Annotated in this window: 11 protein-coding genes; 6 read left to right on the top strand and 5 right to left on the bottom strand. The window is 61.6% G+C overall.

The features are described from left to right. Positions 1-20: 20 nt before the first annotated feature. Positions 21-260 carry a hypothetical protein gene (locus ABXR19_RS10935; RefSeq protein WP_354601162.1) on the bottom strand — a complete coding sequence of 80 codons (240 nt, stop codon included), beginning with the start codon at positions 258-260 and terminating at the stop codon, positions 21-23. A 605-nt stretch (positions 261-865) separates the two neighbouring features. Here ABXR19_RS10935 and ABXR19_RS10930 point away from each other — a divergent pair. After that, entirely contained in the window at positions 866-1,636 is a 771-nt protein-coding gene (locus tag ABXR19_RS10930; RefSeq protein ID WP_354601161.1) for a spermine/spermidine synthase domain-containing protein, read from the top strand. Between the two features lie 48 nt (positions 1,637-1,684). On the opposite strand, the gene ABXR19_RS10925 is transcribed toward ABXR19_RS10930, so the two are convergent. After that, entirely contained in the window at positions 1,685-3,865 is a 2,181-nt protein-coding gene (locus tag ABXR19_RS10925; RefSeq protein ID WP_354601160.1) for a dihydroxy-acid dehydratase domain-containing protein, read from the bottom strand. 209 nt (positions 3,866-4,074) lie between these two features. Between ABXR19_RS10925 and ABXR19_RS10920 the strand changes: the two genes are divergently transcribed. The 5 genes from ABXR19_RS10920 to ABXR19_RS10900 all read left to right on the top strand — a co-directional run bounded on the left by ABXR19_RS10920 (position 4,075) and on the right by ABXR19_RS10900 (position 8,509). Continuing rightward, a complete protein-coding gene (locus tag ABXR19_RS10920) occupies positions 4,075-4,611 on the top strand; it encodes a TRAP transporter small permease (RefSeq protein WP_354601159.1) in 537 nt (178 codons plus the stop codon). A 16-nt stretch (positions 4,612-4,627) separates the two neighbouring features. After that, the gene (locus ABXR19_RS10915) at positions 4,628-5,905 is read left to right on the top strand and encodes a TRAP transporter large permease subunit (RefSeq protein ID WP_354601158.1); all 1,278 of its coding nucleotides are present in this window, start codon (positions 4,628-4,630) and stop codon (positions 5,903-5,905) included. Positions 5,906-5,926: 21 nt separating this feature from the next. Continuing rightward, a complete protein-coding gene (locus tag ABXR19_RS10910) occupies positions 5,927-6,934 on the top strand; it encodes a TRAP transporter substrate-binding protein (protein ID WP_354601157.1) in 1,008 nt (335 codons plus the stop codon). A 100-nt stretch (positions 6,935-7,034) separates the two neighbouring features. Continuing rightward, positions 7,035-7,727, top strand: coding sequence for a FadR/GntR family transcriptional regulator (locus ABXR19_RS10905; RefSeq protein WP_354601156.1), 693 nt, complete (start codon positions 7,035-7,037; stop codon positions 7,725-7,727). 98 nt (positions 7,728-7,825) lie between these two features. Then, complete coding sequence (locus ABXR19_RS10900) at positions 7,826-8,509, top strand: nitroreductase (protein WP_354601155.1); 684 nt, start codon at positions 7,826-7,828, stop codon at positions 8,507-8,509. Between the two features lie 311 nt (positions 8,510-8,820). Here ABXR19_RS10900 and ABXR19_RS10895 read toward each other — a convergent pair whose 3' ends face one another. From ABXR19_RS10895 to ABXR19_RS10885, 3 genes are all read right to left on the bottom strand, one after another. Then, entirely contained in the window at positions 8,821-11,049 is a 2,229-nt protein-coding gene (locus ABXR19_RS10895) for a UvrD-helicase domain-containing protein (protein ID WP_354601154.1), read from the bottom strand. 265 nt (positions 11,050-11,314) lie between these two features. Continuing rightward, positions 11,315-15,493: a CHASE domain-containing protein gene (locus tag ABXR19_RS10890; protein ID WP_354601153.1), complete on the bottom strand. Its 4,179-nt coding sequence runs from the start codon at positions 15,491-15,493 to the stop codon at positions 11,315-11,317. Next, complete coding sequence (locus ABXR19_RS10885) at positions 15,490-16,410, bottom strand: GGDEF domain-containing response regulator (RefSeq protein ID WP_354601152.1); 921 nt, start codon at positions 16,408-16,410, stop codon at positions 15,490-15,492. Before ABXR19_RS10885 ends, ABXR19_RS10890 begins: the two co-directional genes overlap by 4 nt. Between the last annotated feature and the right edge of the window lie 484 nt (positions 16,411-16,894).

The raw sequence follows: 16,894 nt of genomic DNA, 5'->3' as shown, positions 1-16,894 counted from the left end.
GCTCGCGAATACCAACAGCGTCACACGGGCGACATCAAACTGCAACGCCTGTGCCATTTTTGCGCAGCAAGGGAATCCGCTTCAGGTTCAAGCACTTGAGTCGGTTTGCGGAAAACAATCCACAGACTTCTCCCCATTTTCTGTGGATAAGCCTTTTCGGGGCCGGAAAATATCTGTCGATTATGACGTTTCTGCCTTGACTGAAGCACCCCGAAATGCCGCGCAACCCTCTTTTGCTCAAAGCCCAAAATCTGCTTCATTTTTGATCAGTCCGCACATCTTCCTTTGCATCAAGCACTTGAGTCACTTTGCCGGGATTCATCCACAGGCTTCTCCACGGATTCTGTGCACAGCTCGCCGACGCGCACTCCGGATTTTTAAATTCCCCTGTAAAAACAGGGGTTAACACGTTGACAATGCGTCCTCGGCATGCCGTAAGAGCCATTCCATCGCCCAATCGGCATATCGCTCATTTTTTGCCCGGCCGCCTCTTTCGCCCTGCGCTCAGACACTTAACCTACTTATCCGGCACTCATCCACAGGCTTCTCCACGCATTCTGTGTACAGGCTGGCGCGCGCTTGCAAAAAACTTGGATTTATCCGGAAAAATGCCGCTTCACCCCTTGACAGCATTCCTCACGCATACCGTGAAGACCCGCGTCCATGGCCGATCTCCAAGATGATCAGTTTTTGATCAGCGCCCTCTTTCGCCTTGCGCTCAGACACTTAGCCTACTTGTCCGGCACTCATCCACAGGCTTGTCCACGTTTTGTGTGGATGGGTTTTCCGACGCCATCACAAGCAAGCCTTGGCGAAGTACTTGTCCACAGGTAGGCTGCGCGAAACTTTCAATCGGATCATCCGCATGAGCCAATCCTCCATCGACGTCAGCGAAGAAGCCGGCATCCGTTATCTGCATTTCGGCTCCGAATGGGTACAGGGCGCAATGCGCATCCGCCGCTCGATTGATCTCGAACTCGAATACACCCGCGAGATGATGTTCGGCCTGCTCCTGCGCGGCGGATTCACGGCCGAGGCGAAATGGCCCAAGCGCATCCTGCTGATCGGCCTGGGCGCCGGATCGCTGACCAAGTTCTGTTACTGGAAGCTGCCGCAGGCGCGCGTCACCACCGTGGAGATCGACGAATCCGTGTGGGCGGCCGCCAGTTTCCACTTCAAGCTGCCACCCGAAGACATTCGCCTGTCCATCGTCATCGACGACGGCGTGGATTTCATGACCCGGCCCGGCCCCGGCTATGACTACATCCTGATCGATGGTTACGACGAAGATGCCAAGGTCGGTCTGCTCGACAGCCTGCCTTTCTATCAGGCCTGCTGGGCGCGCCTGAACGAAGGCGGCATGCTGGCCACCAACCTGTTTGGCCGCTCGCGGAAGTACGGCCCGCCGCTCAAGCGCCTCAGCGAAGCCTTCGAAGGCCGCAGCCTCGCCCTGCCCCAAGGCGAAAGCGGCAATGTAATTGCGCTGGCCACACGCGGCGCGGAAATCGCCGTCTCGCTGACCGAGCTGCGCGAACGTGCCGTGCAACTCAAGGCCGCAACGGGACTTGATCTGCGTCCGACTCTGAAACGCCTCGAACAATCCACGACGCTACAGGACGGCGCCTTGCGGATTTGAACAGCAGGCTGAAGAGCCGCTCTGGCCAGACTTCTTCAGCCTGTTGATTCATGACTTCGCGGGCCAGGCCAGCGTCGCCCGGCGATGCACGGCCAACGGCACCACGCCAAACTCCGCGTCGGTCACGTTATCCATCATGCTGCAGGCAGCGACCTGCAGCTGGCGGTGTTCAATGCGGGCCCGTCGCTGAGCAATCAGCTCGGCGCGTTCAGCCAGCGGCGCCGCGTCACACACCCGCACCTCGCCGAGCAAGAAGGCTGCACTATCCAGCAAATCAATGCGCCGCTCCGAGAGTTGCATCCACAGCAGATCTCCATCGATCAGCGCACCGATGCCGCCACCTTCATAAGCCTCCGGCACCATGTGTCCGACGCAGGCGCCCTTGGTGACGCCGGAGTAGCGCCCGTCGGTAATCATGGTCGAAGTCTTTTCAACCACGCCGTGGTGGCGCAGATTCTGACTGGGCGCGAACAGTTCGGGCATACCGAAGGCTTTTGGCCCCTGACCGGCGATGACAAAGGCAAAGGCAAGCGTTCCGGCCGTGATCATGTCGATGACGCTCTGGTCTTCCGGCGCGCCGTTGAAGCGGCGCAAGGCCGCGAGCAGTGCTGGCGTCAGCGCGGGCATTGCCGCCAGGCGCTCGATGAAATCGGTGGCGCGCATCTCGTGATTGCAGTCGATCTCGTTCTCGTAATAGCGCACGAGAAAGACGCGGCCGTTGAAGCGCTCATAGGACTCGGTAGACATGCCAGCAACCTTGAGCGTGCAGGACGAGAAGAAATTGCCGCGCATCACGTCGGTGCCGGAGATGGCGCGGATCGGCGTGATGCGGATCACCGACCGCTCCTGCGACAACTTCGGCGAAACGGCGACCGCGATCGCCGCGACGCGCTGGCCCCAGGTCAGGCCGGCCACGGTTGGCGCATCCAGATCCATGGGTACGCCCAGATCGGTCAGGGCTTTGAACAGGCTGGTCATGCCGTGATGCAGACCGGCAGCCGCCTGCTGGGCGAGCACGAAGGTATCGCGCCCCTCGGTCAGACTGTGCGCAAAGATGTCCGGCACGGCGTGTGAATCGCGCACACGGGCATAGTCGAAGAGCGAGACATCGAAACCGGCATGGCGCATCACGCAAGGCATGTGCAGCATCAGGTTCGATGAGCTGCCGGTTGCCCCATGAATGCGGATGGCATTGGCGTAATTCTTCTCCAGCAGATTGCACACGGAGTATTCGGGCTTGTTGAACATGCGGAAGAGCTGATCGACGTTATGCCGCACGATGTCGCTGGTGGCTTCATCGGTTAACAACTCGGATTCGGCGGGCACGAAACCCAACGCAGCTACCAGCGTGCGCGATGAGTTGCCGGTGCCGTTGAAGGCGCAGATGCCGCCCTTGTCATCGCAGGTCGCGGCGGCCAGTTCGTTGAGAATCTGCTCCACCTCGGGCTGGCTGAGCAGGCCCTTTTCCTCGGCGCGCGCCAGCAAACCGAGGAAGGCCTCATCGGACGAGCACTGCAGGATGTAATGGCAGTTTTCCTCGATATCGTCGGACAGCTGACGGTCACCGGCCGCCGCCGCCGCATCCTGAATCGCCTGCAATTTCTGACGCGTGCGCTTGGGGATCGTGCCGCCCTTGAGCACATGCGCTGGCACGAAGATCGCCCACACTGGCGCGGTGCCGCGCTCGGGCTGACGCCGGGCGCGATCGGCGGAGGCCAGTCCGGAGAGGATGCCGGTTGGCGTCTTGTCGCAGCCGGACAACACGTAGGCCGCGTGGTAGCTGTGACCCTCGAAATTGATGTTCACAGCCATCGCCGTGTGATTGCGCGAGGCCAGCGAATAGCTCTGGCCGATATTGCTTTGCGCCGTGCCATCGCAGATCACCGGGATGCCGAAAGTGAAAGGCACGCCGCCGTTCTGCCAGATGCGCGCGGCAGCACGCAGAGTGTGCTCGTGATCGAACATATGCGCCGGATGGTCCGGCGAGCCCTGGATGATTGCCACACGCGGACGATTGGCCGCGAGACGCTGAACGATGGCATCCAGCGAGTAGTCGCCCAGCCCGGCAAAGCCCGCCTCATCCAGCAGCAGGTCGTCAGCCCGGTGCAGCAGTGCACGCACGGTGATCGGCTCATTGGCCAAGCCCTGAATACACACCCGAAAAGGGTTGTAGGCCTCGTCTATATACAGATCAGCAAACTCGGGGTTCAGAACGGTGGTGTTGTCCATGGCGCTTCCATCCATACGATGCAGCAGGAGCAGACGTGCCCCGGAATGCCGCGTTCAAACAGATTGTAGTACAACACATCAACACTTGACGTATAAGTGAAAACACCTATGGGTGCATAAGTTAATTTTGTCCTACATTTCAGCGCAAGCCGACCCGGGCAACCCGACACCCCGGGCACGAGACCGGCAGAACCGCAAGGAGACTTACCGTGAAACGCTTGATTCCCCCACTCGAAACCGCCGTCGAATGGCTCATGGCCCTGGCCCTGGGCGTGATGGTGCTGGCCATCGGCAGCAATGTCGTATTGCGCTACGTATTCAACACCGGCATCCCGGCGGCTGAAGAAGTGGCCCGCCTGATGTTCGTATGGATGATCTTCCTCGGCGCGATCCTCGCCCTGCACCGCGGAGCACATCTGGGCATGGAAATCTTCCAGGCCCGTCTGCCGCGCAGCCTGCGCCGCGCCTGCGCCATCGTCAGCCACCTGTTGATCCTCTACGCACTGTGGCTGTTCCTCGTCGGCAGCTGGGATCAGACAGTGATCGGGCTGAATACCTACTCCACCGTCCTCGGCTTCCCGATGGCCCTGATGGCCTCGGGCGGACTGGTCTGCGCTGCGGCCATGCTGCCGATGGTGGCGCTGAACCTGTGGCGCATCGTCACAAAACATCCGGCCGCCCGTATTCCGGGTGAAGCCCCGGCCGTGCATCACGCCGCCGAAACCGCACCTGAAGTCAGCCAGTAAAAAAGGAAGCCCGATCATGACTCTAGCTGTATTCCTTGGCTCCCTGCTCATCCTGATGCTGCTGGGCATGCCGATCGCCTTCGCGCTGGTACTGACCGGCGTGGCCCTGATGTTCCACCTGGACTTTTTCAACGCCCAGCTGGTCGCCCAGAACCTGCTCTCCGGCGCCGACAGTTTTCCGCTGATGGCGGTGCCCTTCTTCATCCTCGCCGGCGAACTGATGAATGCAGGAGGCATCTCCCGGCGCATCATTGATCTGGCCGTCACCCTGGTTGGCCATATCAAGGGCGGTCTGGGTTACGTCACCATCGGCGCAGCCGTGCTGCTGGCCAGTCTGTCCGGCTCGGCGATTGCCGACACTGCAGCACTAGCGACCCTGCTGGTGCCGATGATGCGCAATCACGGCTATTCGGTGCCACGTTCGGCTGGCCTGATCGCTGCGGGCGGCATCATCGGCCCGATCATTCCGCCTTCGATGCCCTTCATCATCTTCGGCGTCACCACCAACACCTCGATCACCAACCTGTTCCTCGCCGGCATCGTGCCCGGTGTCTTGATGGGCGTGGCGCTGATCATCGTCTGGGCTCGCTTGGCCAAGAACATGGACGTCAAACCGCAACCCAAGTGCACTTGGGGCGAACGCGGTCACGCCGTCATCAAGGGTCTGTGGGCGCTGATGTTGCCGGTAATCATCCTCGGTGGTCTGCGTGGCGGCTTCTTCACTCCGACCGAAGCGGCCGTGGTCGCGGCGGGCTACTCGATGTTCGTGGCGATGTTCATCTACCGCGAGGTCAACTTCAAACAGCTGCTGCAACTCCTCATTGATGCAGCGCGCACCACCAGTACCGTGATGTTCCTGTGTGCCGGCGCGCTGGTCTCGTCCTACATGGTCACCCTGGCCGATCTGCCGCTGCAGGTGACCGAATTCCTCGGCCCCCTGATGCAGGATCCGCGCCTCTTGATGGCGGCGATCATGTTGCTGCTGCTGGCGGTGGGTACCGTCATGGATCTGACCCCGACCATTCTGGTGATGGCGCCGGTACTGATGCCGATTGCCTTGAAGGCGGGGATCGACCCGACCTACTTCGGCATCATGTTCGTGCTGGTCGGCACCCTCGGCCTGATTCACCCGCCGGTGTGCACCGTGCTCAATGTGGTGTGCGGCGTGGCCAAGATTTCGCTGGAAAGCGCGACCAAGGGGATCTGGCCCTTCCTGCTGGTCTATATCGTCCTGATCGCGCTGTTTGTTGCTTTCCCCGGGATCATCACGACTCCGATGACCTGGTATCACTAACCTGCAATTGCTGGAGGAATCATGAATCGCATTTTCAAATCCATCGTCATCGGCCTGGCCGTGGCCGGCAGCATGGCAGCCGCTCAGGCGGCCGACTTCAAACCGCGCATCGTGCGCTTCGGCTACGGACTGGCCGAAGACAGCAATCAGGGCCGCGCGGTGAAATACTTCACCGACGAGATGACAAAACTGTCCGGTGGCAAGTGGAAGGTCAAGGGTTTTGCCGGCGCCAGCCTGGGCAGTGATCCGCAGATGCAGAACGCCCTGATCGGCGGCGCCCAGGAAATCATGGTGGGCTCCACGGCCACCCTGGTCGGCATCGTCAGTGATTTCGGCGTGTATGACCTGCCCTTCATCTTCGCCAACGAGAAGGAAGCCGACACGGTGCTCGACGGCCCCTTCGGTCAGAACCTGATGACCAAGCTGCAGGACAAGGGCATGGTCGGCCTGACCTACTGGGAAAACGGTTTCCGTAATCTGACCAACTCCAAGCGTCCGGTCGCAAAGATGGAAGACATGGCGGGCATCAAACTGCGCGTGATGCAGAACCCGGTGTACATCGACATGTTCAAGGGCTTCGGCGCCAATCCCGTGCCCCTGGCCTTCTCCGAACTGTTCGCGGCGCTGGAAACCGGCGCGGTGGATGGCCAGGAAAACCCGGTGACGACCATCGAATCCTCCAAGTTTTATGAAGTGCAGAAATATCTGTCGATGACCCGCCACGTCTACAGCCCATGGATCGTGACCGTGTCGAAGAAGTGGTACGACGGCCTGTCCGCCGACGAGAAGAAAGCATTGCAACAGGCAGCCATCGCCTCGCGTGACTTCGAGCGCAAGGATAGCCGCGCCGCCTCGACCAAAGCCATGGAGGTGCTGAAACAGAAGGGCATGCAGATCACCACGCTCAGCGATGCTGAACTGACCCGCATGCGTGGCACGACTACCGCCGCTGTCGACAAGTTCGCCGCCGACGGCCACGCGCAGGTCGTCAAGGATCTGCAGGCCGAACTGGCCAAGATCCGCAAGTAAGCAAGCTTAGAGATCGGGCCACCACGCGTGGCCCGATCTCTATCCGGTTCCCTGCTAGGATGTCGGCAAACATATGAAGGAATGCGCAGTGAGCCCAAAAATGACGAAGACAGACCGCCTGATTCACGCCTTCGGCCGTGACATCGTGCAGGGAGCGCACGCCCCCGGCAGCGCCCTGCCTTCCGAAGCCGAGCTGTGCGAAAAGTATGAAACCTCGCGCAACGTGATGCGCGAAGTCATCAAGGTGCTGGCCACCAAGCGCCTGATTGATGCGCAACGCTATCGCGGCCTGTTCGTGATGCCGCGCACGCAATGGAATTATCTGGATGCCGATGTGCTGGAATGGGCGCTGGAAAACGCCGATGACCCGATCCTGATCGCCTCGCTGATCGAAGTGCGCAGCCTGATCGAACCCGCCATCTCGCGCTGGGCCGCCGAGCGCGCTACAGCCCTCGATCTGGTCGCCATCGAGGAGGCACTCAACAACATGAAGGCTAACACGACGCAGCGCGACGCCTTCATGGAAGCCGACATCGCCTTCCACCGCGCGATAGTCGCCGCCACCCACAATTTCGTCATTCAGCAGCTGGCCGACGCGATCAGCGCCCTGCAACGCGCGATCTTCGATCACACCTATCTCGCCGAACCGGATCACATGGCGCTGACCATCCAGGAACACAACGACCTGTTCGACATGATCCGCATGAAGAACCCGGTCGTCGCCGAGGAAATGGCCCAGGGCATGATTTCGCGCACGGCGAGCCGCGCTCGCATCAGCCTGGACGCCGCCTGAACGCCTGCGCTTGAATCCGCATCAAAGGCCAGTCTGTGCAAAGCTGCCAAACTGGCCTTTGATGTTTTTCCGACCACTCGTCCAGCAGGATTCTCCCCATGAGTTCATCCCCTTCCGTCTTTGCCGAAGCCGTCCAAGGCCGCCGCTCGATCCGCCGCTTCCTGCCCACGGCCGTGCCGCGTGACACCGTGCTGGAGCTGCTGGATCTGGCCGCCCGCGCGCCCAGTGGCGTCAACACCCAGCCCTGGCATGTGCACGTGCTCACAGGCGCGAGCAAGGTCGCGCTGAGCGAAGCAATCCTGCAAGAGTATGAAAATCCGAGCTTCGAGCACAAGGGCGAATACGATTACTACCCGACCGAATGGGTCGAACCCTACCTCGCCCGCCGGCGTCACACCGGCCTCGCCCTGTATTCGCTGCTGGGCATCGAGAAGAAGGACACCACGCGCATGCGCGAACAATGGGCGCGCAATTACACCTTCTTCGACGCTCCGGTCGGCCTGATCTTCAGCATCGACAAGGTACTGGGCCAGGGCAGCCTGATCGATTACGGCGGCTTCCTGCAAACCCTGATGCTCGCCGCCCGCGCCAACGGCTTGGACACCTGCGTGCAGGCAGCCTTCTGCGAATATCACCCGATCGTGCATCGCCTGCTGGAAATTCCGGACAGCCAGCGCGTGGTCTGCGGCATGTCACTGGGCTACGCTGATCCAGCCGCGCCGGAGAACACGCTGGAACTACCGCGCATCCCGGCCACGGAATTCACGCAGTTTCACGACTAGCGGAAGAGCCGCAGCTGGCGGCTCTCTACGGCAAGCATGCCCGAAGACCTTTGGCTGGCGGAACTCTTCAATACACGACAGCGTAGAGCAAGGCGCAGCGCGGCTCTTCAGGCACATCCATTCAGCAATCGAAACTGAGCGTTTTCCAAACGGCACGATCTGCCATCGTAGGTGCGACTTCAGTCGCACTCCACGCGTGGGTGGCCGACTAAAGTCGGCCCTACGAAAACCGACGAGCCACGCGCGGCTCAACAAGCAGGCGCACTCAGTCCTCAGCACTCATTGCTCAGCACTCGGCTGTAAGCAGCCGATCAAACCGGCTCCAGCTTGGCCATGCTCAGCATCAGCAGCTTCATGCCAACATCAGCGCCGAAGTTGATCTGCACCTTGGCATCCTCGCCGCTGCCTTGTGCGGCGACGATCACGCCTTCGCCAAACCTGGCGTGACGCACCAACTGGCCAATGCGCAGACCGTCCAGATCGCGGCTTTTCTGCGGCGGGCTGCGGTGCGAGGCGGCCAGAACGGATTCGTTCTGATACGGCGGAGCTGCATTTTGCCCACCACCGAAACGTGAAGGCGCGCTCCAGGCCTGCACGCGCGGCGTCAACCACTTGAGCAACGCCTCGGGAATCTCGTCAAAGAAACGGCTCTTCATCGCGTAACGCGTCTGGCCGTGCAGCATGCGGCTCTGCGCCAGGGTCAGGTACAGGCGCTGACGCGCACGCGTGACCGCCACGTACATCAGGCGCCGCTCCTCTTCCAGACTCGCCAGATCATTCATGCTCTGTTCATGCGGAAAGAGGCCTTCCTCCACGCCGGTGATGAACACCGCGTCGAATTCCAGACCCTTGGCCGCATGCACGGTCATCAGCTGGATCGCGTCCTGCCCGGCTTCGGCCTGATGGTCGCCGGCCTCCAAAGAGGCGTGCGACAGGAAACGCGACAGCGGATCGCCGGGCAAGGCTTCCTCGCCCTCGGCCACCGGCTGATCGGCCTCGTTCATGAAGTAACGCGCGGCGCTGACCAGTTCGTCCAGATTCTCCAGACGCTCCTGGCCTTCACGATCCGCCTTGTAATGCGCGCGCAGGCCGGAAGTATCCAGGATGTGATCGACGATCTCGTACAGCGGCAACTCGCTGGTAACGTGGCGCATTTCCTCGACCATGCGCACGAAGCCACCAATAGCCACGCCCGGCTTGCCGGACAGATGCGGCACCGTCGCATACAGGCTGGTGTTGAAGCTGCGTGCCGCGTCCTGCAGCTGTTCGAGCGAACGAGCGCCGATACCCCGCGTGGGGAAGTTCACCACGCGCAGGAAGGCCGTGTCGTCATCGGGATTGGCCAGCAGACGCAGATAGGCCAGCGCGTGCTTGATTTCCTGACGCTCGAAGAAGCGCAGGCCGCCATAAACCTTGTAGGCCACGCCGCTCGAAAATAGCTGATGCTCCAGCACCCGCGACTGGGCGTTGCTGCGATAAAGCAAAGCGATATCGCTGCGTGAAGCGCCATCGCGCACCAGTTGCTGGATTTCCTCGACGATCCAGCGCGCCTCGTCCAGATCGCTGGCCGCCTGATACACGCGAATCGGCTCGCCGCTACCCTGATCGGTCCACAAATTCTTGCCCAGACGCTTGCTGTTGTTGGCGATGATGGCGTTGGCTGCGTCGAGGATGTTGCCGTGCGAGCGATAGTTCTGCTCCAGGCGGATGACCGCAGCGACCTTGAACTCGCCCTCAAAGTCGCGCATGTTGCCGACTTCGGCACCCCGGAAGCCGTAGATGCTCTGGTCATCATCACCGACTGCAAAGACCGCCGCTGGCGTCTCGGAACCATGCGCGGCCAGCATCTTCAGCCACAGATATTGCAGACGGTTCGTGTCCTGAAACTCGTCGACCAGAATGTGGCGGAAGCGGGCCTGATAGTGGCGGCGGATCGGCTCGTTGCGCTCCAGCAGCTCGTAGCAGCGCAGCATCAACTCGGGGAAGTCGCACACGCCTTCGCGCTGGCACTGCGCATCGTATTCGGCGTAAAGACCGACGCGCTGACGCGTGTAATCGTCCCAGGCTTCGACGTTCGGCGGGCGATAGCCGGCCTCCTTGTTGCCATTGATGAAGTGCTGCAGCTCGCGCGGCGGGAATTTCTCGTCATCCACGTTCATGGCCTTGAGCAGGCGCTTGATCGCGGCGAGCTGATCGGACGTATCGAGAATCTGGAAAGTCTGCGGCAAACCGGCTTCACGGTAATGCGCGCGCAGCATGCGATTGCACAGGCCGTGAAAAGTGCCGATCCACATGCCGCGCGTGTTGATCGGCAGCATCGCGCCCAGACGCAGCAGCATCTCCTTGGCAGCCTTGTTGGTAAAGGTCACCGCCAGCAGGCTCGCCGGGCTGGTCTGCCCGGTCTGCAGCAGCCAGGCGATGCGCGTGGTCAATACGCGGGTCTTGCCCGAGCCGGCGCCCGCCAGAATCAGCGCAGCCTGCGGCGGCAGGGTCACGGCGGCGAGTTGTTCGGCATTCAGGTTTTCGAGCAGCTTGGACATGGAAGGCGACGCTTGGAGGAAGCGTGCATTCTAAAGAAGGACTGGGTGCGTAGGGTGGGTTCGGCGCGAAGCGACAACCCACCATCGGCAATTGACGGATCGTGGCGGGTTGCTTCGCGAACCCACCCTACGAAAACGGGCCTCAAAGAAGCCCACCCAGCGGACCTCTTCAGGCAGATATGCCGCAGAGGAAGGCGCAGAGCGGCTCTTCACGACACACCTCACAAAGCGAGTGCCTTTACTCAGCACTCAGTCCTCAGCACTTTTATTGCTTCATCAATCGTTCCAACAGCGCCGCCGCCGGATCGAAATCCAGCGCGCTGATCAGGATCGTCAGGCGTTCGGAATCGACGCTGCCGAAGGAACCCGGCAAGCCGGCGCGCAGGTATTCGAAGGCGTCCAGCGCATCCAGATCGTGGCGGCGCAGTTGTTCCAGCAATTGCTCCAGCGCGACGCGATCCACGCCGGTGACTGCCGAGGCGGCCTGGGCGGGCGAGAGTTTGTGTTGCTCCAGCGAACGGGAAATCGCGGGCAGCAAGCGCTCCAGCTCGACACGGATATCGTTCAGGCTTTGTTGCGCCAGAGCGAGATCACTGTCGTGCATAGCCATCTCGCCGGTCTGGGCGAGTGCCGCCAGGGCGTTCGCACCGATGCTGGCGGCGGTCGATTTCAGAGTGTGGAAACCACGCCCCGCATCACGCAGCGCGCCGCTATCGAGCGAGCGTTGTGTCTCGATCGGCAGCTCGCTGGCTTCTATGCGGAACTGCAGCAGCAGCTCGCGATACAAGGTCTGATTGCGCCCGATACGGGCCAGCGCACCCGCGCGATCAAGGCCGTCGACGCCCTCGCCGGCTTCGAGCTCCGGCACAGGCAAATCAACTGCAGGCGGGGCTTCATCAGCTGGGGCAGCACTGGCGGGCGCCACCACAGCGGGCTCAACATAAGCACTGCCGAGCAGCACACGATCCAGGGTATCGATAGTCAGCTGCGCATCCAGCGGCTTGGAGAGGAAATCCGTCATCCCCGCCGCCATGCATTCATCGCGCTGCGACTGCAGCACGCCGGCGGTCATGGCCACGATGGGCAAGGCCAGACCCAGCTCCTCGCGAATGATGCGCGTGGCGGTGATGCCATCCATCACGGGCATCTGCACATCCATCAACACCATCACATACAGACCGGGATGCTGACGCAGCCGATCCACAGCCTCCTGTCCGTTATTGGCCACATCCAGCACGGCGCCGGCCTGCTGCAGGATGCCGCGCGCCACCAGTTGATTGATGGAGTTGTCCTCCACCAGCAGCAGGCGGGCGCCGCGCAGCGAGCGGGCGCGCAACTGCAGCTCCGGCACCTGCATCAGCTTGCGCAGATCGCGCGAGCTGTCGCGCTTGGCGCAGGCCTGCATCACGCAATCGAGCAAGGTCGAACTGGTAACCGGCTTGACCAGCACGCCATCGAGCGAGACCGCCAGCGGATCGGCATTCAAGGCTTCGCGACCGAAGACGGAGGAAATCGCCAGCACGATGGTGTGGCGCGCAGCGGCCTTGCCGCGCAATTGCGTGAGCAGCTGGCTGCGGCCACGATCCGGCATGTTCCAGTCGATCAGCACCACGTCATGCGCCCGCCCGCGCGTGATGATGCGGGCCATGGCCTCGGATTCGCTCGCGCAATTCTCGCAATTAACGCCCAGCGCGTTGGCTGCCGAGGCAATCGAGCCGGCCGCCGTGGCACTGGATTCGACCAGCAACACATCCCGCACCTGCAATTCATCCAGCGAGGCCGACAACACGCCCTGGCCCTGCGGCACGCGCGGCAAGCGGGCGGTGAAGCGGAAGCTGCTGCCGTGGTTGGGCGTACTGCTCACGCCAATCGTGCCGCCCATCATCTCGACCAGACGCTTGCAGATCGCCAGCCCCAAGCCCGAGCCGCCGAATTTGCGTGTCATCGAATTGTCGGCCTGCGAGAAGGGCTGGAACAGACGCCCGATCTGCTCCTCGCTCATGCCAATGCCCGTGTCGCGCACAGTGAAGCGCAGCTTCACTGCGTCCTCATCCGCCTCCACCAGATGGATGCGCAGATTCACCTCGCCTTGCTGCGTAAATTTGATGGCATTGCCCAGCAAATTGATCAGGATCTGCTGCAAACGCAGCTGATCGCCAAGCAGGCAGGCCGGCACTGTCGGATCGATGTCGATGGACAGATCCAGATCCTTGTCAGCCGCGCTGGACTGCATGATATCGGCCAGGCCATCAGTCAGATCCTGCATATAGAAAGGCACTGGCGCCAGCTCCAGACGGCCCGCCTCGATCTTCGAAAAATCCAGAATGTCGTTGAGGATGCTCAACAACGTCTTGCCGGACCTTTCGATCATGCGCAGATATTCGCGCTGTTCGGGCTCCAGCCGGCCAAAGCCCAAGAGCTGCGCCATACCCAGCACGGCGTTCAGCGGCGTGCGGATCTCATGGCTCATGTTGGAGAGGAATTCGGTCTTGGAACGGCTCGTTGCCTCGGCATGATCGCGCGCCTCGGCCAGCGCACGCTCGGTCTGGCGACGGGCGCTGATGTCATAGGCGATACCGATGAATCCCCCCGGCGTACCCTCCACACCTGGAATCGCGCTGACCGTCAGACTCACCGGCAGGCTGCTGCCATCCTTGCGGAAATACCTCCATTCACGGGCCTCGGTACGCCCGGCCCGCGCTGCATGCACGAATACATCAAAGCCCTCGATATGCTCGCCCGCCTCTTGCGACAGCTCCTCGCCACGCGCCCGAAGCTCGATCGGATCGTGAATGATCGCAGGCGTCTGTTTGCCCACCATCTCTTCAGCGGAGTACCCCAGCATGCGCTGCGCACCGGTATTGAACATGGTGATCAGACCATCCGGGGCGGTCGCGATGATCGAAAACTCGCTTGCCGCATCAATCACGCCCTGCATCAACGCCCGCGTGCTCGCCTCCAGCTGCGTGCGCGCACGGCGCTCGGAGATGTCGGTAACCGCTGCCAGCACCCGATTGCCGCGCTCGGTTTGCAGCGGGCAAAGGGCGATCTCGATATCAAACTCACGACCATCCAGGCGCAGCCCGCGCAGATCGCGGCCGGCCCCCATCGCCCGCTCAGCCGGTTGCTGCATGTATGCGCCGCGCTGGCCATGATGCACATCACGCAGCGATACGGGCATCAGCAACTCGACCTCCACGCCGAGCAAGCCTTCCGGCGCATAGCCGAAGATGTGCTCGGCCTGGGCATTGGCCATCTCGACCCGGCCATGCGGATCCACCAGCAGCAAACCGCCGGGACTGGCTTGCACCACCTGACGGAAACGCCCTTCACTGGCGCGCAACTCGGCCGTCATGGCCTCAGCTTTTTCATTGGCCTTGGCCAGAATGCGCCGCTCCGAGTGGCTATAAATCAACAGTAGCGCGAACAACATGCCATCCAGCAGAAGACCACCACCCAGAATCAGCTCGGGCAGGCTGCTGGCGGAAGTCTCCAGCAGACTCCTGCGCGCCTGGAACGCCGCCGTCCACTGCCCACCCGGCAGTTCAAGCCGCGTCTCGGTATGCAAGGCCTCGCTGCCACTCAGAGCCTCCGGCACCTGATGCACGGCCGAGTCGTAAAGCAGCTGCTGCGCACTCACCTGCTTGCCGTCGTAAAGCTGCAGATCCAGCCCCGAGTTCTGCTGTTTACCAAAAATTCCTGCCAGCAATTCATCCATGCGGAATGCCGCAAAAACATAACCGATCAGGGCACTGCGGCGTTGCTCCAGCGAGGCCACCGGCGCGCCCGTGCGATACACCGGCACATACATGATCATGCTCGTCTGGTTCGCCGCATCGGCCCCGAGAAACAGACGCAGCTTGCCACTCAGCGCGGTCTGGCCGGAATCGCGCGCCCGATCCATCGCGTGTCGTCGCGTCTCCTCGGTGAGCATGTCCATGCCCAGCGCACGCTGATTATCAGCCGTCTCCGGCGCGCCATAGATGATCGCGCTGTAACGACTACGCCGGCCTGGCGGCAAGACCCGGTACGCTGGAAAACCGTCAGCACGCAGCCGCCGCTCATGCGCAGCCAACTCATCCGGCCCGAAGACGACGGCATAGCCGACCCCGGTTACGCCAGAATAGCGATGCGACAGTTGCAGGGTCTGGAAATAAGTCTGAAACTCCTCGCGGCTGACATCATTGCTGGCGCGCACCAAGCCACCCGCACCCAGCAACACCTGCCGGTAAGTCTCCATGCGCTGCTCGATGTCATGGCGCGCATTCGCCACCGCGTCGGCAAACACGCTTTCGCGATTCTGTTGCACGTTCCGCCGCGCCAGATGCCAGCCCGCCACGGTAATCATCAAGCTCAGGCCCAGAACCAGCCAGGGTAAAGCACGCCAAAGTTTGACCGCCTGCGTGGCACCCGCAGGCGACACGGGCAGCTCCGCCTGATTCATTTAATCTCTCCCTGGCACACGCAATTGCGCCCACCGGCCTTGGCACGGTAGAGCGCGGCATCGGCACTGGCCAGCAGTTGCTGATCCGAAATATCGGACTGCGGCTCACCCGCCGCCACGCCCACGCTGATGGTCACAATCCCCGTTCCCACGGCCTCGTGCGGCAGCGCCAGTCCGTGCACTTTCTCGATCAGGAATTCGCCGTACCGCAGCACCTCGTCCGGCGTGCAGTTCGGAATGATCACCGCAAATTCTTCGCCGCCATAGCGCGCCGCCATCTCACCGGGACGCCGCGCATTGGCATCAATGGTGCGAGCCACTTCACGCAAACAGGCGTCGCCCGCCTGATGACCATAAAAATCGTTGTAGGCCTTGAAATGATCAATATCGACGATCACCAGACCCAGCGAACCCGGGGTGCGCCGATGACGCCGCGCTTCGAGAGCGATGCGTTCATCAAACGCGCGTCGGTTATGGATGCCGGTCAAACCATCCATCATGGCCAGTTCGCGCAAGGTGTCGCCCTGGCGTTTGAGGGTCAGATGGGTGCGCACGCGCGCGCGCACGATCGGCTCGGACAAGGGCTTCCCAATGAAATCCACCGCGCCGGCGGCGAACCCGGCCACCTCGTGATCCACCCCGTGATGCGCAGTGATGAAGATCACCGGCACATCCAGCAAATCGGCGTGTTTTTTTAGCTGACAACAGGTTTCCAAGCCATCCATGCCAGGCATTTCCATATCCAGCAAAATCAGATCCGGCAGCAGATCGACCGCCGTTTTCAGCCCGGCGTCGCCGCTTGTGGCGAAATGCACTGAACCCATATCGCGCACGAAATGGCTCACCAGACGAATGCTGGAGGGCGAGTCGTCGATGATCAGGATTCGGGCTTCGCGCTGAGCTTCAGGAAGATCCATCGGGCACGCTCTCGCACACGGGCGGCCGCAGGCTGCGGCTATCCACCTTTTGCTTATCGTCAGGGCACGGCAAAGCTTGAGGGCGCCCGCCCGCGGCGAAGTGCTGAGTTCTGAGGATTGAGTGCTGAGTGGGCGGAAAGCCGCGTGCGGCGGACTCCTTCAAACAGCGTGCCTGTAGAGGCAATACCGATGAGGCTCTACAGGCAGGGCCAGTTTTCGTAGGGCGGACGAGCGCAGCGAATTCCTTCAGCGATCCAGCGGATCGCCTCATCCCCGCAACGCCAAACACCCTCCGGTTGAGTTCGCTACGCTCGTCGACTCTACATTTTCGGTCTAAGCATGCCTGCAGAGCCTCACCCGCATTGACTCTCCACCACCCCTGCCCGAAGAACGAATACCCGAGCGGCTCTGCAAGCACCCCCCACTCAGCACTGTTTTAAAGCCCTTCCGGGCAGCCCGGATTGGCTCTCTCTGGCGGTCAAGG

Origin of the sequence: Uliginosibacterium flavum, assembly GCF_040566545.1 — a bacterium.
Lineage (GTDB): Bacteria > Pseudomonadota > Gammaproteobacteria > Burkholderiales > Rhodocyclaceae > Uliginosibacterium > Uliginosibacterium flavum.
This window is presented reverse-complemented; position numbering and strand designations above follow the sequence as displayed.

What these genes read in the sequence shown, in the direction of transcription:
- ABXR19_RS10915 (WP_354601158.1), top strand. Translation starts at nt 4,628, where the DNA reads ATGACTCTAGCTGTATTCCTTGGCTCCCTGCTCATCCTGATGCTGCTG.
- ABXR19_RS10890 (WP_354601153.1), bottom strand. Translation starts at nt 15,493, where the DNA reads ATGAATCAGGCGGAGCTGCCCGTGTCGCCTGCGGGTGCCACGCAGGCG.
- ABXR19_RS10905 (WP_354601156.1), top strand. Translation starts at nt 7,035, where the DNA reads ATGACGAAGACAGACCGCCTGATTCACGCCTTCGGCCGTGACATCGTG.
- ABXR19_RS10925 (WP_354601160.1), bottom strand. Translation starts at nt 3,865, where the DNA reads ATGGACAACACCACCGTTCTGAACCCCGAGTTTGCTGATCTGTATATA.
- ABXR19_RS10910 (WP_354601157.1), top strand. Translation starts at nt 5,927, where the DNA reads ATGAATCGCATTTTCAAATCCATCGTCATCGGCCTGGCCGTGGCCGGC.
- ABXR19_RS10900 (WP_354601155.1), top strand. Translation starts at nt 7,826, where the DNA reads ATGAGTTCATCCCCTTCCGTCTTTGCCGAAGCCGTCCAAGGCCGCCGC.
- ABXR19_RS10895 (WP_354601154.1), bottom strand. Translation starts at nt 11,049, where the DNA reads ATGTCCAAGCTGCTCGAAAACCTGAATGCCGAACAACTCGCCGCCGTG.
- ABXR19_RS10930 (WP_354601161.1), top strand. Translation starts at nt 866, where the DNA reads ATGAGCCAATCCTCCATCGACGTCAGCGAAGAAGCCGGCATCCGTTAT.
- ABXR19_RS10935 (WP_354601162.1), bottom strand. Translation starts at nt 260, where the DNA reads ATGAAGCAGATTTTGGGCTTTGAGCAAAAGAGGGTTGCGCGGCATTTC.
- ABXR19_RS10885 (WP_354601152.1), bottom strand. Translation starts at nt 16,410, where the DNA reads ATGGATCTTCCTGAAGCTCAGCGCGAAGCCCGAATCCTGATCATCGAC.